General features: G+C 60.6%; 19 protein-coding genes and 1 pseudogene. 9 read left to right on the forward strand and 11 right to left on the reverse strand.

What is annotated here, in order from left to right:
* The 5 genes from PZN02_RS21650 to PZN02_RS21670 form a co-directional block, all read right to left on the reverse strand.
* Complete coding sequence (locus PZN02_RS21650) at positions 1-1,626, reverse strand: methyl-accepting chemotaxis protein (RefSeq protein ID WP_280662730.1); 1,626 nt, start codon at positions 1,624-1,626, stop codon at positions 1-3.
* Positions 1,604-2,266 carry a chemotaxis protein CheW gene (locus tag PZN02_RS21655; RefSeq protein ID WP_280662731.1) on the reverse strand — a complete coding sequence of 221 codons (663 nt, stop codon included), beginning with the start codon at positions 2,264-2,266 and terminating at the stop codon, positions 1,604-1,606. The genes PZN02_RS21650 and PZN02_RS21655 overlap by 23 nt, the downstream gene beginning before the upstream one ends.
* A complete protein-coding gene (locus PZN02_RS21660) occupies positions 2,263-3,627 on the reverse strand; it encodes a CheR family methyltransferase (RefSeq protein ID WP_280662732.1) in 1,365 nt (454 codons plus the stop codon). Before PZN02_RS21660 ends, PZN02_RS21655 begins: the two co-directional genes overlap by 4 nt.
* A gap of 187 nt (positions 3,628-3,814) precedes the next feature.
* Positions 3,815-4,498 carry a LuxR C-terminal-related transcriptional regulator gene (locus tag PZN02_RS21665; RefSeq protein ID WP_280662733.1) on the reverse strand — a complete coding sequence of 228 codons (684 nt, stop codon included), beginning with the start codon at positions 4,496-4,498 and terminating at the stop codon, positions 3,815-3,817.
* 226 nt (positions 4,499-4,724) lie between these two features.
* Entirely contained in the window at positions 4,725-7,937 is a 3,213-nt protein-coding gene (locus PZN02_RS21670) for a PAS domain S-box protein (protein WP_280662734.1), read from the reverse strand.
* Between the two features lie 485 nt (positions 7,938-8,422).
* Here PZN02_RS21670 and PZN02_RS21675 point away from each other — a divergent pair, with 485 nt between their 5' ends.
* The 4 genes from PZN02_RS21675 (at position 8,423) to PZN02_RS21690 (ending at position 11,581) form a co-directional block, all read left to right on the forward strand.
* Complete coding sequence (locus tag PZN02_RS21675; protein ID WP_280662735.1) at positions 8,423-9,901, forward strand: type II and III secretion system protein family protein; 1,479 nt, start codon at positions 8,423-8,425, stop codon at positions 9,899-9,901.
* A complete protein-coding gene (locus PZN02_RS21680; protein WP_280662736.1) occupies positions 9,882-10,214 on the forward strand; it encodes a pilus assembly protein in 333 nt (110 codons plus the stop codon). Before PZN02_RS21675 ends, PZN02_RS21680 begins: the two co-directional genes overlap by 20 nt.
* Positions 10,215-10,387: 173 nt before the next feature.
* Positions 10,388-10,921: a L,D-transpeptidase gene (locus PZN02_RS21685; protein WP_280663327.1), complete on the forward strand. Its 534-nt coding sequence runs from the start codon at positions 10,388-10,390 to the stop codon at positions 10,919-10,921.
* Between the two features lie 102 nt (positions 10,922-11,023).
* Complete coding sequence (locus PZN02_RS21690) at positions 11,024-11,581, forward strand: hypothetical protein (RefSeq protein WP_280662737.1); 558 nt, start codon at positions 11,024-11,026, stop codon at positions 11,579-11,581.
* 183 nt (positions 11,582-11,764) lie between these two features.
* Here the strand turns inward: PZN02_RS21690 and PZN02_RS21695 are convergent, their stop codons facing one another.
* Positions 11,765-12,289, reverse strand: coding sequence for a tetratricopeptide repeat protein (locus tag PZN02_RS21695; protein ID WP_280662738.1), 525 nt, complete (start codon positions 12,287-12,289; stop codon positions 11,765-11,767).
* 441 nt (positions 12,290-12,730) lie between these two features.
* Here PZN02_RS21695 and PZN02_RS21700 point away from each other — a divergent pair, with 441 nt between their 5' ends.
* Entirely contained in the window at positions 12,731-13,159 is a 429-nt protein-coding gene (locus PZN02_RS21700; protein WP_280662739.1) for an FKBP-type peptidyl-prolyl cis-trans isomerase, read from the forward strand.
* A gap of 98 nt (positions 13,160-13,257) precedes the next feature.
* Here the strand turns inward: PZN02_RS21700 and PZN02_RS21705 are convergent, their stop codons facing one another.
* Entirely contained in the window at positions 13,258-14,250 is a 993-nt protein-coding gene (locus PZN02_RS21705; RefSeq protein ID WP_280662740.1) for a YihY/virulence factor BrkB family protein, read from the reverse strand.
* 470 nt (positions 14,251-14,720) lie between these two features.
* Between PZN02_RS21705 and PZN02_RS21710 the strand changes: the two are divergent.
* Positions 14,721-16,315, forward strand: a pseudogene (locus PZN02_RS21710) (phospholipase D-like domain-containing protein).
* Here the strand turns inward: PZN02_RS21710 and PZN02_RS21715 are convergent.
* The gene (locus PZN02_RS21715) at positions 16,270-17,211 is read right to left on the reverse strand and encodes a lysylphosphatidylglycerol synthase domain-containing protein (RefSeq protein WP_280662742.1); all 942 of its coding nucleotides are present in this window, start codon (positions 17,209-17,211) and stop codon (positions 16,270-16,272) included. The pseudogene PZN02_RS21710 and the gene PZN02_RS21715 sit on opposite strands and share 46 nt — an antisense overlap.
* A gap of 80 nt (positions 17,212-17,291) precedes the next feature.
* On the opposite strand from PZN02_RS21715, the gene PZN02_RS21720 reads away from it, so the two are divergent.
* The gene (locus PZN02_RS21720; protein WP_280662743.1) at positions 17,292-18,035 is read left to right on the forward strand and encodes an endonuclease/exonuclease/phosphatase family protein; all 744 of its coding nucleotides are present in this window, start codon (positions 17,292-17,294) and stop codon (positions 18,033-18,035) included.
* Positions 18,036-18,078: 43 nt separating this feature from the next.
* Entirely contained in the window at positions 18,079-19,158 is a 1,080-nt protein-coding gene (locus PZN02_RS21725; protein WP_280662744.1) for an AI-2E family transporter, read from the forward strand.
* A gap of 107 nt (positions 19,159-19,265) precedes the next feature.
* Here the strand turns inward: PZN02_RS21725 and PZN02_RS21730 are convergent, their stop codons facing one another.
* The gene (locus PZN02_RS21730) at positions 19,266-19,541 is read right to left on the reverse strand and encodes a hypothetical protein (RefSeq protein ID WP_280662745.1); all 276 of its coding nucleotides are present in this window, start codon (positions 19,539-19,541) and stop codon (positions 19,266-19,268) included.
* 81 nt (positions 19,542-19,622) lie between these two features.
* Positions 19,623-21,740, reverse strand: a complete 2,118-nt coding sequence (gene katE, locus PZN02_RS21735) for a catalase (RefSeq protein WP_280662746.1) — start codon at positions 21,738-21,740, stop codon at positions 19,623-19,625.
* Positions 21,741-22,058: 318 nt separating this feature from the next.
* Between katE and PZN02_RS21740 the strand changes: the two genes are divergently transcribed.
* Complete coding sequence (locus tag PZN02_RS21740; RefSeq protein WP_280662747.1) at positions 22,059-24,044, forward strand: protein-L-isoaspartate(D-aspartate) O-methyltransferase; 1,986 nt, start codon at positions 22,059-22,061, stop codon at positions 24,042-24,044.
* 139 nt (positions 24,045-24,183) lie between these two features.
* On the opposite strand, the gene PZN02_RS21745 is transcribed toward PZN02_RS21740, so the two are convergent.
* Positions 24,184-24,624, reverse strand: coding sequence for a DUF2267 domain-containing protein (locus PZN02_RS21745; protein ID WP_280662748.1), 441 nt, complete (start codon positions 24,622-24,624; stop codon positions 24,184-24,186).
* Positions 24,625-24,922: the final 298 nt, after the last annotated feature.

Consider the following 24,922-nt stretch of genomic DNA (forward strand, 5'->3'; position numbering starts at 1 on the left):
TCAGTTGCCATGGTCAGCGAGCATTTCCTTCAGCCTCGAGCCCAGCTCGTTGAGATCTTTCGCGGCCTCCTCCGCTTGCCGGATCGCCGAGAGATTCTGGCTGCTCACCTGCTCGATGTAATGCATCGCGTCGTGAATATGCTTCATCCCCGCTTTTTGCTGGCCCGCGGAAGCGGCGATCTGGGCGACCGAGCGCGCGGAATCGGCAACGATCGACTCGAGCTGCCGGATGGTTTCGCCCGCTTCGTTCACTGTCTCAAGGGCGCGGCTGACACTCTTCGTCCCGTCCTCGGCGCCAATGACTGCCGCGTTTGTCGCTTTCTGGATCTCCATTAGAATTCGACGGACCCGCGTGGTCGCGGATTTCGACTGGTCGGCAAGCGTCCTGATCTCACTGGCGACGACACTGAAGCCTCTGCCGTGCTCGCCTGCACGCGAAGCCTCGATGGCAGCGTTCAGCGCCAACAGGTTCGTCTGGTCAGCGATCTCGGCAACGACCGAGACGATCTCGCCGATTTCCAGGCTGTTTTCCGCCAGGGAAAGAATGTCTCCGGCAATCGCTTCCGTGCGTCCGCTCACCGTGTTCATCGCCTGCACCGTGTCGTCGAGCGCTCTGCGTCCCTCATTGCTGATCTTGACAGCCTGGTCGTAGGAGGCGGCAACCTGCTGCGCGCGCTGCGCCGCCTGTTCCGACGTCTGGAGTACCTCATCGACGCTCGTCACCGTCTGGGCAACGGCCGACGACTGCTCGCGCATGCCTTCGACCTGTTGCGTGGTTCCGGCGAGGATCTCGGCAGCGGATGACGAAAGGTGTTGCGCCGTTTCCGAGATCGTGGCGAGCAGTTCTTCAAGCCTTTCCCTGCTGCCTCGTTCGTTGTCGATCATGCCGGCAAGCCTTGCGGTCATGGCATTGAAGGAGGCGCCGAGAACCGCGAGCTCGTCGTTGCCCTCCACGGAGGCCTTCTGCTCCAGGTCACCAGCGCTGACCTTTTCCGCCGCACCGGCGAGCGCGCGGGTACGCCGGACGAGTCGACGCGCGACGCGGAGCACGTGGAGGAGCAGGAGAACGGCGAGAGCGGAAAAACCAAGTTGCAGCAACTGAGAGCGTTGGAGCCGGGTGACTCCCGCCTGCTCGATCCGGTTGATCAATTCGTCCACTAGCGCGGCGAAGGTCCTGATCTTTGGGTCGAGCGCATCCAGTGCGGCATGATCGATCGGCGCATCGGCTATGGCGCGTTCCAGAGCGGGCCTCACCTGTTCCCGCCATTGTTGGCGGGCTTGTTCAAGCTGCGTGACGGCGGCTGGATCGGTCGTTGCCTCCAGCCCGAGCCTTCCGTCGCCATCGACCAGACTCGCAAGCAGCAGCTCGTTGCGATTCATCAGGCCACGCAGTTCATCGGCAGCAGCGGCCCGAGCAGGCCCCTCCGCCCTTTCCAGGCGCCCGGCTGCATAGATCATCTGGTAGGCGACACGTTCCTTGCCCAGCGAGGACGTCGCCGCAAGATCGGCCCGCACCCGTTCCAGGGCAATAAAGCTGGACCCGACGAGCAGCGCCGAAGCGGCCACGAACAGCAGCATTGCCAGCCCCAACGCGCCATAGAGGCTATTTGCTAATCGGGGGCTCATGGATCTCGGTCCTTTCGTCGTCGCTTGCGATGATCTGCTCGTCCTCGAGAAAGAATTGGCGGTCGTTCAACAGAAGGTCGCCGTCCAGAATGACCGTGCCCGCTTTCGTCGTCGCGCAATGCCAAGTGTTGTCACCGGGATCGGGCTCCACCGCTTCGATTTCCTCAAGGGGGAGCGTCGATATTTCGGGCACAGCGTCAGACAGGATCAAGAACTCCGGCTGTGTTTGGCCGCATACGATCGCCCAGTCATTGGCGGTGCCGGTACCGCGCGGGAGATCGAGCAGTCCGCACAGGTCGAAGACGGGAAGCAATTGGCCGCGCAAATCGTAGACGCCACAGGCATGCGGGGGCATTGCCGGAAGCGGGCTGAAGCGTGCCTTCGCAACGATTTCGCAGACGTATCGGATCTCCAATGCAAACTGGCGATCCGATAGCATGAAGGTTACAAGACCGATTGCCTGCTCTTCGCTCTGTGTGGCGAGCGCATCACCGGCCGAGCGCGCTGATCGCCGTTCGTATTGCGCATCCTGTTGTGCCGCTTCCAAAAGCGCTTCCGTCTGTTCTATCGCTGCTGCCATCCGTCTTCTGACGGCGTTCCAGTCGACCGGACGGGCGGCAGGCCGGGAAGATGTCGTCATAGGCCTTCGCTCCCCATATGCCGCCGGATTTTACCGATCTCTCGCCTTGCGCGTTCCGCGAGATGTCCAGCCGTCGCCCCGGACATCAGGGCGACGCGCTCGCGCGCCGGACGAGAGTGGCAAAACAGGAGCGCGTTTTCGAGGACACGTAGGGCCGCTTGCGGATCGCTGTCCTTGAGACAGAAACCGAGAAAGAACTGCGCGGCAGCCAGATCGCTGTCCAGATAGATCACCCGTCGCAGCGCCGCTGCAGCCGCATCGGTCTCCCCGTGGGTCATCTGGGAGAGTCCTTGGAGAAAATGCAGTTCCACTGAGAGCGGGTGACTTTCAAGCGCCTGCGCAGCAAGGCGCGCGGCGTCGCGGGTCTCACCCATATCGAAACGCGAACGGATTTCTTGGGCAATCGCCTTGACCGGGTTGTCGCCGAGTGTGTTTCGCGCATCGGTGACGCAAGCTCGAGCGGGCGGGATGCAGGCGAGAGGTCTCTTGGTTTGGCACTGAACAGAGGTGGCGCGAGAGCTCAGGCGCTGCCAAGTGTCTGGATGAGCCATTATGTGCCGATAGACAACGCCCGCGGGCGTGATTGACGTTTCGAACGGGGCATATTTCCACAAGGGCGGATCGGTCGGAGCCGTCAACAGCCAACCGCCGTCGGCAAGGCAGGCGAATAGCTGGCGCGCAATCCGACGCACCGCGCTCGCGTCGAGATAGACGAGCACGTTGCGGCAAAGGATCAAGTCGAAGTCAGCCAATCCCCTTTCCGGCGCCGGAAGCTCGTCTGCACCAAGGCTCACGTGTGCGAAGTCGACCCGGCGGCGCAGTCGTTCGTGCAGTCGAAACCGTCCCTTACGTGAGGTGAAATATCGTTCCTTCAGCTTATGACCCGTATTCCTCAAGGACCACTCGCCATACTCGGCGGCCTTCGCACCGGCGAGCGCTCTTCTCGAGATGTCGGCCGCGCCTATTCGAACATCGTCCAAGTGACCTTCCTCGTCGCAGAGAATGGCAAGGGAATAGGGCTCTTCACCCGTTGCACAGCCGAGGCTCCAGATCCGGACGGGAGAGCCGTCGGACCGCCGTCGCCGCAACTCGGGAAGGATTGTCTGCCGTATAAGCTGGAATTGATCTGGACCTCGAAAGAAATGCGTTTCTCCAACCGTGATCGCTGTGATCGCATCCTCGGTCAAATCCTCGTCCAGTCCCAGGCGGTCGAGAAGCAACCGGCTGTCGCCAATCCCACGCCGCACCATGAGCTGGGTGATCGCCGAAGCGACGGCTCCTTTGCGCGATGCTGGAAAGCTGAGGCCAACCCTGTAGGCTACCTGTTCAGCGAGGTTTGATGACGGCGCGTGCCCTGTCACCGGACACCCCCTTGCTCATTTGCCGGGCTGGCACGAAGCGGGGCTCGGGACAAGCTGGCTGTCGAAGCAGGCTGGCGCATTTGGTTCCACATTCATTCCGGTGCTGTCGTCACTACGTCCTGGCATGAATTTGCGCTACTCGTCCGGATGGCTTAGACGGCGGCCTATCCGACCGGACTATGTCGACCTAGCTCTCGGTCATGGGTAACAGGCGCGCCCCTGCGGCGGCCGCTTCCTGGCGATTCCTTACCCGCAGACTACGGAAGAGTGCTGCCATGTGGATCTTCACGGTGCCCTCGCCGAGTTTCAGCTTGCGGGCGATTTCCTTGTTCGAGAGCCCCTGCACAAGGAGCAGGAGGACCTCGCGCTGCCTCGGTGTGAGGAATTCGATTGTACGATGGCCGCGTCCGTCCTGGTTTCCCCGGGTGGTCTGGGGCACCTCTGCTTCCTCGGAAGGGGCGGCGCGGCCCGCTATAGATGGGGGTACGTAGACAGCGCCGTTCAGGATCGCGCCAATTGCTTCGGCAACATCGCTCGCGCCGAGGCCCTTTGGTACATAGCCGTTTATACCCGCAGTGAGGGCAGACAAGATGTCCGACCGGCGCGATGAAGCCGAGACGACGACGACTTTTAGATCCGGGTGGATGTCGCGCACGGCCGCAAGGCTGGCTACACTTTGCATGCCGGGCATCGCCAAATCGAACAACGCCAGCAATATGTCCCCGCGCTCGCTGAGCCGTTCAATCGCTTCGTCGAGCGACCCGGTTTCGATGATCTCCGTGAAGTGCAATTTGCTCTTCAAGATGAAGCCAAGCGCGATCCGGAAGAATTCATCATCATCGGCGATAAGTGCGACGCGTGAGGCATTCATTACGCTTTCCTCGCCGGTTGTCTGGCGCTTGCGGGGCCATCAATTCGGCTCGCTAGCCGGTCTGCAACTAACGATCGTCTCAGCGAATGCGTTCCCGTCATTGCGTAGCAATGCGCGGTAGTATGCAGATTGTGCCACACACGCGTGGCGACGTGTAGGGCCAAATGCTGCACCAATGATCGACGGCGATTCGCAAAACGGTGTGAACCGCATGAAGCGCCAACTCTTAGAAGGGGCCGTCAATCAACTTCGAGACTTCCGATGCCGGCAGGGGGCGCGAGAAGATGTACCCCTGAACCTCATGGAACCCTTCCGCATTCACGATCGCCAATTGGTCCTCTGTTTCAATGCCCTCGATCGTCGTCGTCATGCCCAGGCTTTGTCCAAGACCGGCGACGGCTCTGACGATCGCGAGAGATTCTTTGCCGTGTGGCAAGTCGCGGACGAAGGCCTGGTCCACCTTGATTTTATCGAAAGGGAAGCTTCTCAGGTAACCGAGGGACGAATAGCCTGTTCCGAAGTCGTCCATTGCGATTTTCACACCGAGGCTACGCAACTCCATGAGCAGTTGGAGATTGTGCTCGCTCTCGTCCAGCAAGACCGACTCCGTTATCTCCAATTGCAAGCGGGCTGGATCGAGACGGGAGGCCGAGAGTGCATCGGCTACTGTCTTTACAAGGTTCCGATGCTTGAACTGGACGGGTGAGAGGTTGACGGCAATGCTGATATGTTCCGGCCAGCACGCGGCCTGGCGACAGGCTTGATCAAGAATCCACTTGCCAATCGGCACGATCAGTCCGGTTTCTTCAGCAATGGGGATGAAGTCGGAGGGCGCGATCATACCTCTTTCGGGACTGCGCCACCGTAAAAGCGCTTCGCAGCCTGTTACGCGGCGCGATCTCAAGCTTATCAGCGGCTGATAATGCAGTTCGAGCTCGTTCCTTTCCAAAGCGCCCCTGAGCGCAACCTTGACCTGCTGGTGCGCTTGCAATTGCGCATGCATGGCCATATCGAAGCGCTTGTAGGTTCCGCGCCCGCTTGACTTTGCATTGTAGAGGGCGATATCGGCCGCCTTGATCAATTCATCCGCGGTAGTCCCATCGTCCGGCGCAAAAGCAATGCCGACGCTCACCCCGACCGTGGCGCTAACGCTTTCTATGGTGAACGGCTCGCATAGCGTATCGATGATCCGCTGAGCGAGACGAAAGGCCTCATCATCGGTCCCTGCCAAGCGGTGTATGATCGCAAATTCGTCACCCCCGAGGCGCGCGACGATATCCGTGGCTCTCACAGATTGGACGAGTCGCGCAGACACCTGGCGCAACAAAGCATCGCCAGCGGGATGACCAAGCGTATCGTTGATGGCCTTGAACCCGTCGAGGTCTAGGCACAGCACAGCCATGCGGCCGGCGGCACCCATCTCGCTAAGGGCCCGATCGAAGCATTCGCGGAAGAACATCCGGTTCGCAAGTCCGGTCAGCATGTCGTGCCTGGCCAAGTGGGCCATCTGATTCTGGGCGAGTAACTTGTCCTCCTCGGCCCGGCGGCGCTCCGTTATGTCTCGGCAGAAAACTGAAATGCCGTCTTGCGCAGGAGAAGTAACCGCCTCGATCCATCGATCGAGGGACGACAAGTAACCCTCGAAGAAGGATCGGACACGGCGGTCCATGATCTCCTGGCAGTGCTTGGCAAAGTTTCCCTTCCTTTCCTTTGGGAACAGCTTCCAAAAGACTTTCCCCAGCGACTCATCCCCGATCCGCAAAAGCGTCTTGGCGTTCTCGTTCAAATAGCGGATACGCCACTGGTCATCGAGAAGCATGACGCTGTCCATGGTGCTTTCGAGAACCGAGGAAAGCTGATCAGCCGCGGCTTCGGCTCTCCTCTGCGCGCGGCTGATTTCTTCGCTGGCGCGCTTCGCATCGGTGATGTCGCGCCAGATCGAAAGCATTCTGACCGGCTTTCCTTCGCGCCCCATGATCGGGGCTGAGATCACGTCCATGCATCGTTCTTCGCCCCTGGCCCGTACGGTGATCTCGAAGCGACCTGTCTCGCCCGCTCTGACCTTTTCCCAGCCCGCCTGTACCTTTTGTGCGTCGGAAGCGTTGCCGACAACATCCCATGTCGTTTTTGTAAGCGGGGCCCCTTCCGCCAGACCGAAGATATGCCGGCCAGCTTTGTTCATAAGCAACGGCCGTCCTTCCAGATCGAGTACGCGTACACAGTCGGGACTGCTGTCGAAAATGCTTCTGATGAACGCCTGCGCTTCCTGTTGAGCGATCTCAGCGGCTCGACGTTCCGTGATGTCGAGAACCGACCCCACATATCCGAGAAAGGTTCCATCGGCAGAAAAGCGGGGCTGACCGACATCTATCACCCACGCCCAGCTTCCATCGGCCCGCCGCAACCGGTACTCGCTGCGGACGGCCTCTTTTCCTGCGGCCGCGCTGAAAAACGCTTGCTGCACTTTCTCCCGGTCATCGGGGTGGATCACATCCACCCAGCCGAAACCGAGCGCTTCGGCTTCCGTTTGGCCGGTGGTCTCCAACCACAAACGATTAAAAAAACTGGTGTCGCCCGCAGGGTCGGCCACCCAGATCATTACCGGGGCGTCGTCGGCGATTGCCCGAAAGCGCGCCTCGCTTTCACGCAAAGCGTCAATGGCTCGTCGCCTTTCGTCGATATCCTCCAGGACACCGTACCAGCGCACGATTTCTCCAACGCTATTACGCTTGGCGACTGCGCGGGCTCGGAACCAGTGGTGACGACCAGTTGCGGTCGCAAGCCGGAATTCGATATTGAGCGGTTCGCCGCTCGAAAGCGAGCGTTGCCATTGCGCGTTGACCATGGCGGCGTCCTGCGGATGCACGGCTTTTGCCCATCTACGTCCGAGCGTCTCTTCCTCATGCAGTCCGGTAAATTCGGTCCATCGCGGGCCTACCTCCAACATCTCGCCCTGCGCGTCAGCCGTCCAAGGAACCTGGGGATGCAAGTCCACGAGAGACCGATAATGCTCTTCACTGGCGCGCAGCGTTGCTTCGGTCTTACGAAGATGTGTGATGTCCACGATGGCGGCGACCAGGAACCTCTCTTCCGTCGCGCCGACCGGTATGCGCACGCAGCGTTTCTTGGTCAGCAGCGTCCGAGTGGCGCCATCTGGCGTCGTGATTTGCTCTTCGAGCTGGCGGTCCTGGCCGGTCGAAAGGACGGCTCTGTCAAGCGCGACAATCCTATCGGCTTCCTCACCTGGCAAAAAATCATAGTCGGTGCGTCCGAGGAGCTCATCGCGAGTTCTGCCCAAAAGCGCGCATGCTTCGCTGTTTACGAAAGCAAATCGCGACGCCTCGTCCTTGACGATCACCGGTTCGGCGATCCCATCGACAAGATACTGAAAGAAGTCATGGGACTTCTTCGGCGAACGTTCGGGGATCGGAGCGTTCATGCCACTACCCTTGGACTGGGTGGCAACAGGCCCATATCGCAGTGGTCGAGCCCCCGCCAGGTTGTACAACCTAGATTAACTCCTTTCGATGCGACTGGTTCCCCCACGCCGCCGTTATGACGGGTTATGAACCACCGGTCCTGGCGACTCGGACTCGGCTTCCAAAGCCTGATCGATTTCTTGGCCCACAAGCGTTTTGCGCCATTCGAGACGATGCGCAGGGTGAGCGTGCGAAGGTCGCCTTGGGCGTCGGAGCGACTTGGTAGAAGCGAGGCAAAGCAACCAGTTCGCGAAAAGCAGTCACAGATTGTGAGCGAGAGGCGCAACCACCCTTGCCGGTGGAGCCGAAATGGGCGACCGTTGGTGTCTGGACCAGGACGTGGTGCAGCATCGAGTCGGAGTGATCCGGTGAAGTGGGTTGTGGCTTGCCCGTGGGCGCTGGGGCTGAACGAGGAGCGGAGGCTGAAGCGGGAATGGCAAGGAAAATGAGCAAGGGGGGAGCGCGAGCCCGAACCCTCTCGGCGGTCACGGCGGCAGTAATCGTCAGCGGTTTGTGGAGCCCCGGTCTCATCGGCACGGCGCACGCCCAGGAAGAATTTGTGAGCCTCACTGGCACCGTGCAGCAGGTGACGCTGGCGCCGAACGACACGATGACGATCAGGACCGGCAAGCCATTCGGCGATCTCGTCATCGGCAGCGCCGAACTCATAGATGTCGTGCCGCTCTCCGACCGGTCGCTGTTCATCCGTGGCAAGCAGATCGGCTCCACCAATATCTCGGTCTACGACGACAACAGGGCGCTGATCGGCGTTATCGATATCCGCGTCGCCAGCGATTTCAGCGAGGTCGCCGCCGCGATTCGGTCCGCCGCACCCTCCGCGCGGGTCCGGGTGTTCAACTCGAACGATCGCATCCGGCTGACGGGCGTGGTGCGCGACGCGGTGGAGTTGCAACGGGTGATCGAGATCGCCCAATCCTATTCCGCACAGCCGGTGCTGAACCAGCTGCGCGTCGCCGATTCCCAGCAGGTCATGCTGGAAGTTCGGGTAATCGAGGCCTCGCGCCAGACCGGCCGCGACCTCGGTATCGGCTGGTCCGGCCACGGCCGGAACGGCATCGGCAAGGCAACACACAGCCAGGGTATCAGCGTCGATGACGACGGCAATCTCGTCCGCACCCTCGAAGACGCTGCGGGCGCGGCGACGGGCATGCAGCCCTTCGGGCAGCTGATCGCCAAGGTGCTGGAGATTGCCGGCGGTCGGATTGACATCGTCATCAATGCACTGGAGCAGAAGGGCCTGGTGCGCCGGCTGGCGCAGCCGAACCTGATCGCCATGAGTGGCGAGACCGCGAGCTTCCATGCCGGCGGCGAAGTGCCGATCCAGACGACGGTGGCCAATGGTGCCACGGTCGCGACCGAAACCGACTACCGGCCGTTCGGCGTCAGGCTCACCTTCACGCCGGTGGTGCTCGACAATGGGCTGATCAGTCTCAGGATCGAGCCGGAAGTCTCGGAGCTCGACACCTCGATCAACGTCAACGGCAATCCCGGCTTCATCTCGCGCGCGGCGAAGACGACGGTGGCGCTGCGCGACGGCCAGAGCTTCGCCATGGCCGGGTTGCTGCAGTCGATCAATGCCAAGGACGTGCAACAATTGCCGTGGGTGTCGCAGGTTCCGGTGATCGGCGCGCTGTTCCGCTCGACGAGCTTCCTGAAGCGGGAGTCCGATCTCGTCATCATCGTCACGCCGCACATCGTGCGGCCGTCCACACCCGGCGAGGACCTCTACACCCCGCTCGACCAGACGCGCTCGTCGAACGACTGGGAGCTGTTCGCCCTCGGCATTCTCGAGGTCGACAAGGACATGCTGCGCCGCTTCAAGAATGGCGAAGGCGTCAAGGGCCCCTATGGCCATCGTCTCGATCTCGATGTGGGAGGCGTGCATGCCCTTTCCAAGAAGTAGTCGCGCCCCTCTCTTAGTGATCGCCGCCGCGCTCCTTCCCGGCTGTGCCGACTACCTGAACCACAGGGATTCGATCACCTTCGGGCTTGGCAACGCTGTGGAAGCCAACAAGGGCATCCACACGCAGGAGCCTTTTCCGCGAGTGGCGCAGAACACGCGCATCCCCGGCGATGGAAAAGTGATCCATCGGGCGATCCGCACCTATCAGGGCGAAGCGCCCGGCGCCGCACCGGCCCCCTCGGCCGTGATCCTGCCGACGGTCACGCCTCCCACAGGGACGAATGGCGCGTCCGGCAACGGTACGGAAAACTGACGTGATTGCGCATATCGGGGACACGTTAGCTCGGGCTGCCGATCGTGGCCCATTGCTGATCGAGACAAATGCGCGCTGGCACCTCCTAATGCCGTCGCCAGGGACGGAGCGCTGATGAGATGAAGGCTTGGGCACGCGAGAGCAAGGGCGTCATCTCGGCGATAAACCGCGTTATGCTAATCGCTGCTGCGATCGCTTCCATCGGCCTTACGCCTTCCGCTGATGCGGCGGGCGAACGTGTGCCGCGGAGCCTCGGACCGAGGACGCGCGTCGTCGTAGCTACTCCCCAAGACTATCCGCCCGGCACGATCATCATCCTCAGCGACAAGCGAACGCTCGATCTCGTCCTCTCTCGCAGTCGCGCGATCCGTTACAGGATCGGCGTCGGTCGCGACGGCTTCCGGTGGAGCGGCGTCGTCAGGGTTGGCCGCAAGGCGGAGTGGCCGGACTGGCGACCGCCCGCCGAGATGAAGGCGCGTGCGCCGGAACTTCCCGAACTCGTGCCGGCCGGCCCCTTCAATCCGATGGGAGCGCGCGGGATCTACCTTTACCGGGGAGGCGCTGACACGCTCTACCGCATCCACGGGACGAATGAGCAGTCCACGGTCGGCGAATTCGCGTCCTCCGGCTGCTTCCGAATGAGCAATGCCGATGTCATCGATCTTTTTGACCGGGTGAGAATCGGAGCGACCGTGGTGGTGAAGTAGTGGAACGAGCAAAAATGCGATTTCACGGGAACTGAGAAACACCGTAGCCCGAAAGACGGATGCGCTCTTGGGCTTCGGCCCGGCTTGCGGCGGAGGAAGAGGATGACCAACCTGGCGAATGTGGAAATCGAACCCGGCGATGCGAGAGCCGTTCGAGCGGTAAAGGCGGCCCGGGCAAGCAACGCGCCGTTCATTGCCTTGGCCCTGGTTTTCCTCCCGCTGAATGCCGGCACGCTCCTCTACACGGCCAAGAACGCAGCGGATGTCCGTGAGAGCCGCGAGACGCTCGCTGCGGTCAAAAGGTCCATTGACGGTCTGAAGCTGCAGATTGACAAGCAAGACCGCAACATGGGCAGGGCCGACGACGCTGTGCCCATTCGCCAGCAGGTCGAGAAATTGGGGAAAGACCTATCCGTCCTTAGCGAGCGGATACGTTCCGGCTCCCTCGCTTCCGGCGGCTCCGTCATCTTGAGTGCACCCGGTAAGGGAGTAATGCAGCGCCTCGAGCCCACGCCGGAGGCGTCCTCCGGAGCGGAATTTTCGGCAGCGGATGAGGGCCAGCCGGCAATCGATGCCGAGAGCCCCTCGGTCGCCGATCTGCCACGCTATGAGCGATCCATTTCGCCGGAGGGCAAACTGATCCTGCGCAAGGTGCCATAGCAGCCCTCCGCTCCACTACGTTCGAGCGCGGCACTTCCATATACAGCGACGTTAAGCGCCGTGGCTGCGAGATCCGAAGGTTGCGGCTGCCAACTGCTTCGGCCTGCAGACGCCGCTGCAGTTATTCAAAGTGCTACAGCGACCTTTGCGCGTCCGATTGGACGCGCGGCGCTGTTGGCACTGTCATCGCTGCGCGAACCTAACGCTGTTTTTCATCAGCTCGAGGTTTCTTGCCGTCGTCTCATTGGTGGGGTCGAGTTCATAAGCCTTCAGGAAGTAGCGGCGGGCGGTCGGCAAGTCGCCGCGCAGGAGATGGGAATAGCCGATGTTGTTGTAGTAGACCGGACTGTTGCCAATCATCTTCGAGAGTTGCTTATAGGCCCGATCCGAGGTGTCGAATCGACCGATCATGTCGGCAGAGGCGGCGAAACCGAGCCAAGCGGCAGGATCCTCCGGAAAGACGGCTACGGCACGCTTGTAGATCGCGTAAGATTTTCCGTAGTTCTTTTCCTTGAACTGCAGTTTGCCCGTCGTGATCAACTCATCGTCTTTGTAGAAGGCGACGGCCGAATCGTCCTCCAGAGTCTTGGCGCTGTCGCCGAACGCCGCGAGGTCATCGAACGCCGCCGATTGGCATCCGGTCAGGATGAGCGCGGCCAACAGCAATGGCGGAAGGCGAAGTTGTGAGCGAATTCGATGTGCAAGCATTCATTCCCCCAAAACACGAGGCCATCGTAGCCATGCCCCTGCCAGTGCTCACGGAAAATCTTCGCACGAAGGCAGCCAATAAACGCTGATTTCGAGCAGCGAGGCGCTTTAGAGAAACATGATTCGGATTGCCATTGCTACCGCATGGACGAGCCGCCTCGGTAGCAGTCTTAGAGAGGCCGGCGACGGACGAAAACTCTTCCGCTCGAAACGCACACGACTCTGTTGCCGGATCCGATTCTGAATCGTCGCAGACGTTGCTAACACCGGTGTCACCGGACCGGAGAGGCATGCGCATGCAAACCGCGGTTTACATTTGCGGTTAGCGCCCTAGTTTTCGCATTTAGCGATGTCGGCATAGAGACCGGCATGTCGTCGCGCGGTCGGCCTTTTCGCCAAGTGACCGCAAATCATCACTCCAACATCCATCGAGAGGCAGATATGACCGAAGTCAAAAACGGCGACGTCGTTCGCATTCACTATACTGCCAAGCTGACAGACGGCACGGCAGTCGAATCCTCGCAGGGTCGGGAGCCGCTTGAATTCCAAGTGGGCGCAGGCCAGATCATTCCGGGGCTCGACCGCGAGATCAGCGGCATGGCCATCGGCGAGATGAACACGGTCGCTATTCCCGCTGAGGAGGCGTATGGCCCTCATGATGACGCCCAGGTGCAGACGGTACCGCGTTCCGCGGTTCCCGCCGGGGTCGAGATCGGGACCAAGCTCCAGGCAACCACCGCGGATGGCCGTCAGATGGCGTTCACCGTGACCGGTGTCGATGACGAACGAGTGACGGTGGACGGCAATCATCCGCTCGCCGGCCAGGATCTGGTCTTCGATGTCACCGTCGTGGAAGTCGTGGACACATAAGCGGCGCTGCTGTCGTCGCCGGTCAGATAACGCCAGCGTGGGCGGAAACCGGCGCCGATGGCTCCCTTTGAGCGGTCGGGGACCCGGCGCCATACCCGTCAATCAGCCGCTTTGCCGAGCGTGTCGGCCACGTAAGCACCGCGTTGGCCCATCGGCCGTGGTTTGCCTGTTGTTGAGTCCACCGTCGTTTGGTGCTCGAGCTCGGCATTGATGAGCGCGCCCACAATGAGGATGATCACCGAGATCCAGACCCACATCATGAAACCGACAAGTACGCCGAGAGCGCCATATGTGGCGTTATAGTTGGCGAAGTGCTCCAGATAGAAAGAAAAGATCCAGGAGGCAGCGAGCCACAGCAATGTGCTGAACACCGCGCCCCAGTTCAGCCATCTGAGTTTCGCCCGTTCCCGGCTTGGACCAAAACGATAGATGAGGATCGTGCCGATCGTGGCAAGAAGCAGAATGGCCGGCCACCTCGCCACCTTGGTCAGGTTCTCTACCCAGCGATCGAGCCACAGATAGGCAAGCACAGCCGGCACGACGCCAATCGCAACGATAAGGGCGACTACGAACAGCAGGGCTGCAAAGGTGAACGCAAGACACAAAAGGGTTCTCGACAAAAAACCTCTCTTTTCCTGTTCTCCATATGCGACATTCATTGCGTCGAAGAGCGCCGCCATACCATTGGCCGCGCTCCACAGGGAAACGAACAGGCCTGCCAGGAAGCCGATACCGAGCGTAGACGTCCGCTGAGTTGTCAGCGACTTCAACTGATCCATGATCAGATCGTAGGATCCAGGCGGCAACAACACCTTAAGAACGCCCATATGCGTGCCGATTGCCGATGGGTCCGCGACAAGTCCGTAGATCGAGACCAGTGCCGCCAGCGCGGGAAATAGCGCCAACAGCAGATAAAAGGTCACGCCGGCCGCGATCAGAACGATCCGCTCTTCAGAGATTTCGGCCACCACTCGCCAGAAGACGTCCCGCATCCCCCTCGGGGGTATTTCTCCCGGTGTCGCGGCGTCCCGTCCCCGTCCCGGCTCCGTAGCCTGCAGTCTTTCGACGAGATCCATTTCCTTCGCAGTCATGACCGGTGTCCGCTGATTGCTCAAAATCGGCTTCTTCCGCCGCACGCAATAGCAACGCCGGGGAAAATGCCTTGTTCCGACGGTCCGTCACCCTGCGTGCATATGGGGCACCGTCGGCGGCAGTATTCAACCGGCAATGCTCATGCGCTGCGAATGCCTGGACGACATTCTGTTCCTTACACTCGCGCTTGGTCGCAGTTTGACATCAGAAAAACGCATGGAAGAGGCGGTAAGGGACGCGACCGAACTCGACATCCCAAACTACGGACCTAAGTCCCAGCACCGGGTGCCAAAGGTCTTATCGCCATTGACGAATACCCTTCTCGTGCCAGTTTGCGCATGGAGCGCCTACCAATAGTGACCCCCCAATGGCCCCCGTAGGCGCGCGAGGTCCCGGAGGAGGTAACGACCGATAGTCTCTCCCGGGCGCTGCGGGACCTCGCACCCGTCTGCGGCCTCGCCTTGTTCCGTTGCTGCAGGAACAAATCGCGGTTGAAATCAATTCACTTTGCAGTCGCCACCGACGGGATGCAAAAGCTTGGTTTGGAAGAGAGAATCTAGCGGAAGGACAACTGACCAAGAGGATCGGGCGCGCCGACCAATTGTCAAGGAGGCGGAAAATGCCTGGCGCAGCGTGTCGACAGGGCGCTTATCCTTTCTCATCGATGCCGCCGCTTATTACGCTTGTCTCGAACGCACGTTCGAGGAGGCGGAAGAACAGGTCTGGATAACCGGATGGGATTTTGATCCGCGCATCAAATTACGCCCAGACGATCCGCATGCGGAATCGCTCGGCGATCTGCTGGAGCGCTTGGCCGCGCAAAAGCCGAACCTTAAGATCCGCATTCTCGTCTGGGCAATGGGGCCGATCTATTCTGGAAAGTCGCTGCGGCTGTTTCGCAAGCAGAAATGGGCTGCCCATCCCCAAATCGAACTTCGCTTCGCGAGCCATCGTGCGCTCCGCGGTTCGCATCACCAGAAGCTTATCTCGATCGACGACGGCATCGCTTTCGCCGGAGGCATCGACCTGACTGCGCGGCGCTGGGATACGCCGGATCACCTGGCCGATAATGAGATCCGCCGCGATCCCGATGGAAAATCCTACGGTCCGGTACACGACATCCAGGTGGTCCTGGATGGGGACGCCAGCCGCGCGATTGGAGACCTCTGCCGGTCCCGCTGGAAGGCGTCGACCGGCGATGACGTCGGAGCGCCACGCGCAACGAGAGTTGCGTGGCCCGCCGGCACCGTCCCGATCCTGACGAATTGCTCGGTCGCGATTGCACGGACCGAGCCAGCGATCAGCAAAGGAAGAGGCCGGCGAGAAGCGCTGCGCCTGACACTCGACGCTCTACGCAGCGCGCAGCACCACATCTACATCGAGAATCAATATTTCGCCTCGCGGAAGATCGGCGCGTTGCTTTGCCGACGCCTGAAGGAGCCGGACGGTCCTGAAATTGTCATAGTCACCACCCGCAGTTCGCATGGCTTCCTCGAGAACGTTTTCATGGGCGGAAATCGCGACCGCCTCATCCGACGGCTGAAGCAGGCTGACCGTTATGACAGGCTGCGGGTCGGCTACCCGGTCGTGCCTGCCGGCGATGAATCGGAACAGGAGGTCTTGATCCATTCCAAGGTGGTCGCGATCGACGGCCGATTTCTCCGCGTCGGCTCATCGAATTTCAACCACCGCTCCGAAAGCCTCGACACGGAATGCGACGTCGCGGTGGAAGCCGCGAACGAAGAACAGTGTGCCGCAATCGTCAGTGTTCGCAACGGGCTCTTGGCGGAACATCTCGACGTCGACACGAGCGAAATCGAGAGCGCGTTAAGGGACACGGGCTCTCTGGTCGCTGCCCTTGATAGATTAAACACCGGCCGCCGCGGCATACGGACCTTCGATGGTGTCGCCGACCACGGTGGGGCGACCAACCTTGTCTGGGGCACAGACCTTGTCGATCCGCGCAGACCGATCCGACCGTTCTACCGCATGCATAAATTGATAAGACGCTGGGGAGGTCAGGTCTTCGCCTTTCTCGCCAGGTTTCTTCCGTCGTCTCGATGAACGACGAACTCGGCGAGCGAAAGCGAAATCAACCCGAGCGGCAACGGCAGGAAGAAATAGATCGCCCGAAAGGCGATCAAAGCGCCGATGCTCGCCGAACTGCCAAGCAGGAATGCTACCGTTGCCTCGATCACACCAATGCCTCCTGGAACATGGCTGACGAGTGCCGCGGCATTGGCGCTTACATATGCTGTCGCCGTATCGAAGAAGCTTGGATTTCCAAAGGCTAGCAGCAACTGATGCAGACACGCGCTGACACATAGGAAATTGACCGTGCCAACGATCAGCTGGCAGACCGCGATCGGCGCCGACGGCATTTCGAACCTCCAGCGAAATACCCGGACCGATCCTTTGAGAAAGCCCGCAAGAATCAAGTAACCGCCCGAGGCGGCAAGGCAGGTCGCACCGAAGACGAGGGCACCGGTTTGCGACAATCCGATGATCCGCGCTGGACCCGCTGGCATGATCAGACAACAAAGACCGGCCAATGTGATAAGACCGAGGCCGACGGTCACTCCGCAGAAGAGAATGATCTTTGCGACTTCTTCGGCATTCAGCCCCCAGCGCGAATAAAACCGATACCGGACGGCCCCGCTGCTTAAAGCCGCGCCTCCGACATTGTGGCCGATCGCAAGGCTGGTGAACGAGGCGATCGCGACTTGCCTGTAGGCAAGCTTTCGCCCGACGTAACGCACGGCAAGCGCATCGAAAAATGTCAGACAAAAATAAGATAGAAAGACGAAGCCGACAGCGGTGAGCAGATGTCCCGGAGGGATCTGCCTGATCGAGGTCGCGATCTCGCCAATGCTGTACGTGCTGAGGGTGCGATAGATCAACCACCCCGCCAGAATGATGACGGCAACGACAATCAATCTTGCAAAAAGCCTCATGACCATACGTGCTGTTCCCACACCTCCACCGGAACGAAAAGCAGCTCCCGCGTGTTCCAAAAATGCGAGATCACCGAAATGAGATCATGCGACGGCGGATACGCTTCCTCACCTATAACGTGCACAGTTGCTTCGGCACCGACCGCAAGCTCGACCCCGTCCGTACTGCTGCCGTCATCAACGAATGCCGGCCGGATATTATCGCCTTGCAAGAAGTGGATGTCGGCCGCGCGCGCAGCGGCGGAATTGACCAGGCGCACATGATTGCCGCGCATCTGCAGATGGAGGCGCAATTTCATCCGGCTCTCCACCTGAAGGACGAAAAGTATGGAGATGCGGTCTTGACTGCCTTGCCCATGCGCTTGATCAAAGCCGCCGCCCTGCCGTCCGCCGGAGAGCCCCGAGGGGCGCTCTGGGTGGAAGTCGATCTGGCTGACGTCAACCTTCAAATCGTCGTTACACACCTCGGACTGCGCGGTTCCGAACGCGTCCGCCAGGCAACGACGCTTTTGGGACCAGGTTGGCTCGGCGGAATAGATCAGCGGAAGGCGCCCGTGGTCCTGGCGGGCGACCTCAACGCGACGGCGCGGTCGGCGGCCTACAGGCTCGTGGCCCGACAGCTTAGAGATGCGCAGTTGCAGACGGGCGCTAAGCCGCGACCGACCTTCCCCTCGAGATTGCCTCTCTTGCGGATAGACCACGTCTTCGTCGGCGAAGAAATAGACGTGGCGCATTGCGAGGTGCACAATACCGCCCTGGCGCGCGTCGCCTCGGATCATCTACCACTCGTCGCAGAACTGGAGATCGATCTCTCCAAGGAACAAGACTGATGCACAAACAGTCGATCGTAGAGGTGCAATCGGAACGCTGGCCGTGCGGCAAATCGAGTACAAAACCTTCATCTTGCTGACCGCCGCGATATCGCTGGCCTTTGCGTCGGTGCTGTGGTCGTTTTCGGGCGCCATCCTTTGGGCGATCGTACTTGCCGTGCTGTTTGCGCCCGTGAACCGCGGCATCCTCCGGCATATTCCCGGTCGGCGCAACATCGCCGCGCTGATCACTTTGGTGATCATTCTGGTGATGGTGATCCTGCCTTTTCTGCTCATGGCGAACCTTGTCTTCCGCGAAGCGACCTCCGTTTATCAGGGCATCGCGGCGGGCCAGATCGTTCTTGGCATCGACGTCCAGGCGCTGCGGGACATGCTACCGGACTGGCTGAACGACCTACTCAACCGCATCGAACTGCCCGATGCGGCCGCGCTGCGCACGCGGCTGCTGAACGCACTTGTCGAGAGCGGCCAATTCGTAGCGGGTAAGGCGATCAACATAGGACAGTCGACCTTCCACCTCATCGCGAGTTTTTTCGTGATGCTCTATCTGCTCTTTTTCTTGCTGCGTGATGGGCGTGATGTATTGCGGCTGGTCGGCAAAGCAATCCCACTCAGCGGCGGGCTTCGCCAGGCGCTGTTCAGCCGCTTCGCGTTGACAATCAACGCCATCGTCAAGGGCAGCATCGTCGTGGCGCTTGTGCAGGGGACGCTCGGTGCCCTCATCCTTTGGATGCTCGATGTTAGGGCCCCCGTGCTGTGGGGCACGGTGATGGTCATTTTCGCCCTTCTGCCGGTGGTGGGGACCAGTCTTGTGTGGGGGCCTATTGCGATCTACCTGCTGACATCCGGGGCGGTATGGCAAGGCGTCGTGCTGCTCGTCTACGGAATGCTGGTGATTGGGCTCGTGGACAACCTGTTGCGGCCGATTCTCATCGGCAAGGAGACCAGGATCCCCGACTACCTGGTGCTGATCTCGACGCTCGGAGGCATCGCCGCGTTCGGTCCGAACGGCCTTGTCATCGGCCCGGTGATCGCCGCGCTGTTCCTGGCGGCGTGGTCGGTATTTCCCACGCTGACGGACGAACAAGCGACCGAGGACAGCGCGGACGGACATCAAAAGTGACAACCCGCGCGTTCGCAGGCGGGCGCCGCTCCCCAGCACACTCCGCGCCGGCGATGCCGAGCAGGATGAGCGGCAATGCCAGCAGTTACTGCGCGCTCGGCCCCAGCTCAGTCGAAGATCGTGCCCTTGGCACCCTCATATTCCCGGGCAAGCGTTTCAATCGCCGCCGATGCCTCTTCGAAGGTCCAGCCCGCCTCTTCCGCTTTATGGGCGAGCGCGAGCAACTCGTCCGTCATCTCTCCGCCGATTACCGCAACAATGCTGTTATGAGAGGTCGCGGCCAGATCCGATACGGCTGGCCTGAGCGCTGCAATGCAGTCTGTCTGGCGTCCCGGATAGTCGGAAGTTTGCTGAGGCCGGGAAATCGCTTGTGAGTCCTCCATCACTCTCTCCATCGCTGTTGGTATTCGAGAGCAGTCACGGGCAGAAACCGTGACCTTTGCTCTCGCTTCCGGCGGGCGCCGCTACTTCAGCTTGACCGAAGGCTCTCTCGCCCAAACACGCAAGCTGCCGAGACTTTTCACAAAGGCCGCGACACTCTTGGCGTCTCCGAGACTGATCGTCCCATCGTCGAGAGTGTCGGTGATGCCGGCTCTCGCCAGCAGGGGCATGGCTGCCTCGGCGTAGCCGATATACTTGCAATGGGCGAAGGCGTCGGCAACGAAGTCTCGCGCCGCTGCGACCTCCGCCAGTTCCGAAACCGCTTCAGCCGAAGGCAGGAGAACTACCGCATCGTAGAATACCGACGGGCCCCCTTCGATCATTTGATGCGCCTGTATCCACTCCCCATCCGAGGCCGTAATGCCGCCGACCTTTGGGGCGACGAGTTCGAACACAGCCCCTTCTGTCGTGACCGCCGTCTTCACGGCTTTCAAGATCGCTGCATCGGTCCCGTCGGTTACCAGTATGCCAAGCTTGCGGCCTTCGAAGCGTTTCGGACCGCGCTCGATAATGCTGAGCGCTGGCGAGGGCGCGAGATCCTTGCGCGTCGGAATGGCGGCATCCGCCGGTTTCGGAACCGACTTCAGTCCCAGTGCATGCGCAACTTTTTTCCCGAGGGCTTCGTCGATGTTGAGGAGATGCGACACCATGCGCTCTCGTATCGCCGGTGTCTGCACCTTGCTCAATTCGAACGTCAGCGCGTCGATGATGTGGCGCTGCTCGTGCGGCGTCTGGCTGACGAAGAACAGGCGGGCCTGGCTGTAGTGGTCGGCAAAACTCTCGGCGCGAAGACGGACCTTGGCGCCTTGCTCGTCGGAAGCGTAATGCCGAAAACCCTTGTCTGGCGACTCGCGCGGCCCCTCACCCCAGGAGTTCGGCTGATAGTTCACGCGCCCGACCGGGTTGCGCATCGCCATGTGCCCGTCCTGCTGGAAGTGGTGGAAGGGACATTTCGGCGCATTGATCGGAATGTGCGTGAAGTTGGGACTGCCAAGCCGCTTGAGCTGCGTGTCGAGGTAGGAGAAGTTTCGTCCCTGCAATAACGGATCGTTGCTGAAGTCGATACCCGGAGGCACATTCTGGGTCATGAAGGCGACCTGCTCGGTGTCGGCGAAGAAATTGTCCGGCATCCGGTCCAGAACCAATCTCCCCACCGCCTTCGGCGGCAAGATCTCTTCCGGAATGATTTTGGTGGGGTCCAGGACGTCGAAGTCGAAGGTATCGGCAAAATCCTGATCGAAAAGCTGGACCTGCAGTTCCCATTCGGGGAAATTGCCGGCCTGTATCGCCTCCCAAAGATCGCGCCGATGAAAATCGGGATCGGCTCCATTGATCTTCACGGCTTCGTTCCAGACGACGGATTGGAGGCCAAGCTTCGGCTTCCAGTGAAACTTCACGAAAGTCGATTCGTCCTTGGCGTTGACGAAACGAAAGGTGTGAACACCAAAGCCCTCCATGAACCGGAACGACCGTGGAATGGCGCGATCCGACATGACCCACATGATCATGTGCATGCTTTCCGGCGTCAGGCTGATGAAGTCCCAGAAATTGTCATGGGCCGACTGCGCCTGCGGAAACTCCCGGTCGGGCTCTGGCTTCACCGAGTGAATGACGTCCGGAAACTTGATCGCGTCCTGGATGAAGAAGACGGGGATGTTGTTGCCGACGATGTCCCAGTTCCCCTCCTTGGTGTAGATCTTGACCGCAAAACCTCGAACGTCGCGCGCGAGGTCGGCGGACCCCTTGCTGCCTGCGACTGTAGAAAACCGCACGAAGGCGGGTGTTCGCTCTCCCGCGCGCTGGAAGACATCCGCACGCGTAATTTCCGAAAGCGATTCATAGGTTTCAAAGTAGCCATGCGCGCCATAACCGCGCGCATGCACGACGCGTTCGGGAATGCGTTCGTGATCGAAATGGAAGAGCTTTTCGCGGAAATGAAAATCCTCGATGAGCGTCGGACCCCGTTCGCCCACGCGCAGGCTGTTCTGGTCGTCCGCAACCGGGCCACCCTGCGCAGTCGTCAGGATCGGGTGACCGTCCCCGGCAATCTGATGAAGCTCCCCTCCGTTGCCACGTGTCAGTTTCTGTTCGTGAATTATGGCCGACTTGGAAGTTGCCGGCCGCGCGTTTCTATTGGCCATGGGAGTTCTCCGTCGATCGGGGCATGGGAACGAACGACAAACCGACGCGTGGGATGCTTGGTTCCCAAGAAAGACCTCGGACGGGCAAAAACTGCTGCCCTGGCTCCTAGGTTATGCAAAAGCAGCTAGGTGCTCGCCTGATTCCTCCATCACGCAATGCTCCGTTCGAAGAGGAAACGCGCTGTCTCGGAATGATGATGCGCGGAACATTAGCGCTCTTCACTGGTTCCCGACTGAACCACGAAAAACCGGCCGCTCGCCGCCCTGGGACACATTCGGCGCGCACCCGCCGTCACCGTCAATGTAAGGGAATCTCTCATGAAGCTCGATCTATCCCGTGCTCGCGACCGGATGGTGGATCTCCACATCGTCCGCCGTGGGATCGATGATCCCCGTGTCGTGGAAGCCATGCGCATTGTTCCTCGCGAGGCTTTCGTCGATCCGGGCTTCGAGGAGTTCGCCTATGAGGACGCTCCGCTCTCGATCGGCGAAGGACAGACGATCTCGCAGCCCTACATCGTCGCGCTGATGATCGCTGAGGCGGAGATCGACGCTGGCGATACGGTACTCGAAGTCGGGACCGGCTCCGGTTACGCGGCCGCCGTTTTGAGCAGGGTCGCCGGACATGTCTACACTGTCGAACGCCACGCGCCGCTCGCAACCGAGGCCAGGCGGCGTTTTGCCAAGCTCGGCTACGACAATATCGATGTCCGCATCGGCGATGGAACGAAGGGCTGGCCGGAAGCAGGCCCCTTCGATGCCATTCTCGTTGCCGCCGGCAGCCCCAACGTGCCTCAAGCGCTGAAGGAGCAGCTCGATCTTGGTGGTCACATGGTCATACCGATCGGACCGCAGGGCGAGCAACGCTTGCTCAAGGTGACGCGAGTCAACGCCACGACCTTCGAGGAGCATGACCTTGGCGGCGTCCGCTTTGTCCCGCTGATCGGCGAGCACGCCCGGAAAAATGAGCGGTTGCAACCTGCTCGACCAACGCCACGTCCGCCTTCGCGGACGCTGCCAGAAATGGTGGCCGATGTCGCCGAGCCATTGCCCGACCTCGACGATCCAGCCTTCGGGCGGCTCTTCGATCGTTTTGGCAACCGCCGCGTGGTGTTGCTTGGGGAATCCAGTCATGGGACCTCGGAATTCTATCGCGCTCGCGCCGCCATCACCCGTCACCTCATCGAGGAGCACGGTTTTACAATCGTCGCGGTGGAGGCCGACTGGCCGGACGCGGCAGCCGTTGATCGGTATGTTCGGCACCGCCCTCACAGGCGTGGCTCGAATGCTGCATTCCAGCGCTTTCCTACGTGGATGTGGCGAAACCGCGAGGTCATATCCTTCGTCGACTGGATGCGCGCATACAATCACAGCACCGCAGAACGGGACCGGGCCGGCTTCTACGGCCTCGACATCTACAACATGCGCGAATCCATTGCCGCCGTTCTGGACTATCTCGACAAGGTCGATCCGGCCGCCGCGACTGTCGCGAGGGAACGCTATGGATGTCTCACGCCATGGCAAAACGATCCAACTACCTATGGTCGGGCCGTGCTGACCGCCAGCTACAACAAATGCGAGGAGGCCGTGGTGCGTCAGTGCCGCGAGCTTCTCGAGCGACGCCTGGAAGCGACCGACAGTGACGGAGACCAGCTTTTCGACGCGGCACAGAATGCCCGGCTGATTGCCTCGGCCGAACGATACTACCGAACCATGTATTACGCCGGCGCCGATTCCTGGAACTTGCGCGACAGGCATATGTTCGAAACGCTCGAACATCTCCTGGAGTCGCGCGGCCCCGGTTCGAAGGCCGTCGTGTGGGCGCACAATTCCCATATCGGCGATGCGCGCCACACGGAGATGGGAGCGGCTCGTGACGAGTTGAACATCGGTCAGCTTTGCCGCGAACGTTTCGGGGAGCAGGCAGCATTGATCGGTTTCGGAACGCATGGCGGCAAAGTGGCGGCCGCAAGCGCCTGGGATGGCGAGATCGAGATGAAGGAAATCCAGCCTTCCCTACCCGGCAGCTACGAACGAGTCTTTCACGACTCGGATGTTGATCGCTTTCTGCTCGATTTCTCGCGCAACGACGCTTTGCGCCGGCGCCTCGATGAGCCGAGACTCGAGCGATTCATCGGTGTCATCTACAGGCCAGAGACCGAACGCATGAGCCACTATGCCCATGCATCGTTGCCGCATCAATTCGATGCGTTTGTCTGGTTCGACCTGACGACACCGGTAGCCCCTCTGATGCCGGAGCATGTAAGCCCAGGCGTGCCGGAGACATTCCCCTTCGGACTCTGAGGCGAGCGAACGCAATCAGCGGTTGGGCCTGTACGACATCGCGGCGCTTGCCGCGTACTTCTCGACCGCCGAGTTGCTTGCGATTTCGCCGAGCATTCCACTTTCGCCCACCACTAGGACTCTGATCACTTATTCAATTTCAATGTCTGGAATGGGGATCCGGCCACAAAGCACGTATGTCTTCAGGCAAGCCCTCCCGCACCTTCGTGACCTGACCGGGATCGAGATAATGCGAGAGGACGGCGAAGACCGTCTGTACCGCATCTTTCGCGTCCACCGGCCGCGTGAAGGCGAGTTCCTTCTTCACCTGATCGAGGAACTCGTCCAGCGAATGCAACCGCGTGGGCTGCTTGGACGGCTGGTACTGCTCGTAATAGGCGCCGCGCACCAGCAGCGGCAATTGGGCGGCAAGATGGGCGGACAGGTCTGCCGGCAGACGGTCCCGAACCGTATGCAGGACGGCACCGAGGATATGCCACGCAACCTGGCGATCCGGCCCCTGCTGTTTCACGATGTCGTCCAACCATGTGTTGGTAACCTGGAGTGTCTTGTCGAACACGGCGACCCCGGAAGCGCTCATGATTTTTCCTCCTATGTCTTCACGAGGGTCGAACCGCCGTCGCTTTTGATTGTTCCGCAGCGGGAAGTCCTGGAGTTCCCGGAAGATGGAGCCGAAGGCTGAGAGACGAGATTTTGATTGCGCTCGATATGGAGCCGCTGCCCAGCGAAATGCGCGAAAGAGCGGAAATGCCGTAGTGCTGGACAAGCCCGGTAACCCCACGGGCGCTGGACAGGCCGCCGCGCTCCCGCACGTTCGTTGACGACCGTTTAACCTCGATTGCGCGAGGCAGCCTCTCGATCTGCTTCCGACGACGGCG

It is taken from the genome of Sinorhizobium garamanticum (assembly GCF_029892065.1).
Classification (GTDB): domain Bacteria; phylum Pseudomonadota; class Alphaproteobacteria; order Rhizobiales; family Rhizobiaceae; genus Sinorhizobium; species Sinorhizobium garamanticum.

Bases quoted from the DNA above. Each gene is read 5' to 3' on its own strand.
- PZN02_RS21650 (WP_280662730.1), bottom strand. From the start codon at position 1,626: ATGAGCCCCCGATTAGCAAATAGCCTCTATGGCGCGTTGGGGCTGGCA.
- PZN02_RS21655 (WP_280662731.1), bottom strand. From the start codon at position 2,266: ATGACGACATCTTCCCGGCCTGCCGCCCGTCCGGTCGACTGGAACGCC.
- PZN02_RS21665 (WP_280662733.1), bottom strand. From the start codon at position 4,498: ATGAATGCCTCACGCGTCGCACTTATCGCCGATGATGATGAATTCTTC.
- PZN02_RS21670 (WP_280662734.1), bottom strand. From the start codon at position 7,937: ATGAACGCTCCGATCCCCGAACGTTCGCCGAAGAAGTCCCATGACTTC.
- PZN02_RS21675 (WP_280662735.1), top strand. From the start codon at position 8,423: ATGAGCAAGGGGGGAGCGCGAGCCCGAACCCTCTCGGCGGTCACGGCG.
- PZN02_RS21680 (WP_280662736.1), top strand. From the start codon at position 9,882: ATGCCCTTTCCAAGAAGTAGTCGCGCCCCTCTCTTAGTGATCGCCGCC.
- PZN02_RS21685 (WP_280663327.1), top strand. From the start codon at position 10,388: ATGCTAATCGCTGCTGCGATCGCTTCCATCGGCCTTACGCCTTCCGCT.
- PZN02_RS21690 (WP_280662737.1), top strand. From the start codon at position 11,024: ATGACCAACCTGGCGAATGTGGAAATCGAACCCGGCGATGCGAGAGCC.
- PZN02_RS21695 (WP_280662738.1), bottom strand. From the start codon at position 12,289: ATGCTTGCACATCGAATTCGCTCACAACTTCGCCTTCCGCCATTGCTG.
- PZN02_RS21700 (WP_280662739.1), top strand. From the start codon at position 12,731: ATGACCGAAGTCAAAAACGGCGACGTCGTTCGCATTCACTATACTGCC.
- PZN02_RS21705 (WP_280662740.1), bottom strand. From the start codon at position 14,250: ATGACTGCGAAGGAAATGGATCTCGTCGAAAGACTGCAGGCTACGGAG.
- PZN02_RS21715 (WP_280662742.1), bottom strand. From the start codon at position 17,211: ATGGTCATGAGGCTTTTTGCAAGATTGATTGTCGTTGCCGTCATCATT.
- PZN02_RS21720 (WP_280662743.1), top strand. From the start codon at position 17,292: ATGCGACGGCGGATACGCTTCCTCACCTATAACGTGCACAGTTGCTTC.
- PZN02_RS21730 (WP_280662745.1), bottom strand. From the start codon at position 19,541: ATGGAGGACTCACAAGCGATTTCCCGGCCTCAGCAAACTTCCGACTAT.
- katE (WP_280662746.1), bottom strand. From the start codon at position 21,740: ATGGCCAATAGAAACGCGCGGCCGGCAACTTCCAAGTCGGCCATAATT.
- PZN02_RS21740 (WP_280662747.1), top strand. From the start codon at position 22,059: ATGAAGCTCGATCTATCCCGTGCTCGCGACCGGATGGTGGATCTCCAC.
- PZN02_RS21745 (WP_280662748.1), bottom strand. From the start codon at position 24,624: ATGAGCGCTTCCGGGGTCGCCGTGTTCGACAAGACACTCCAGGTTACC.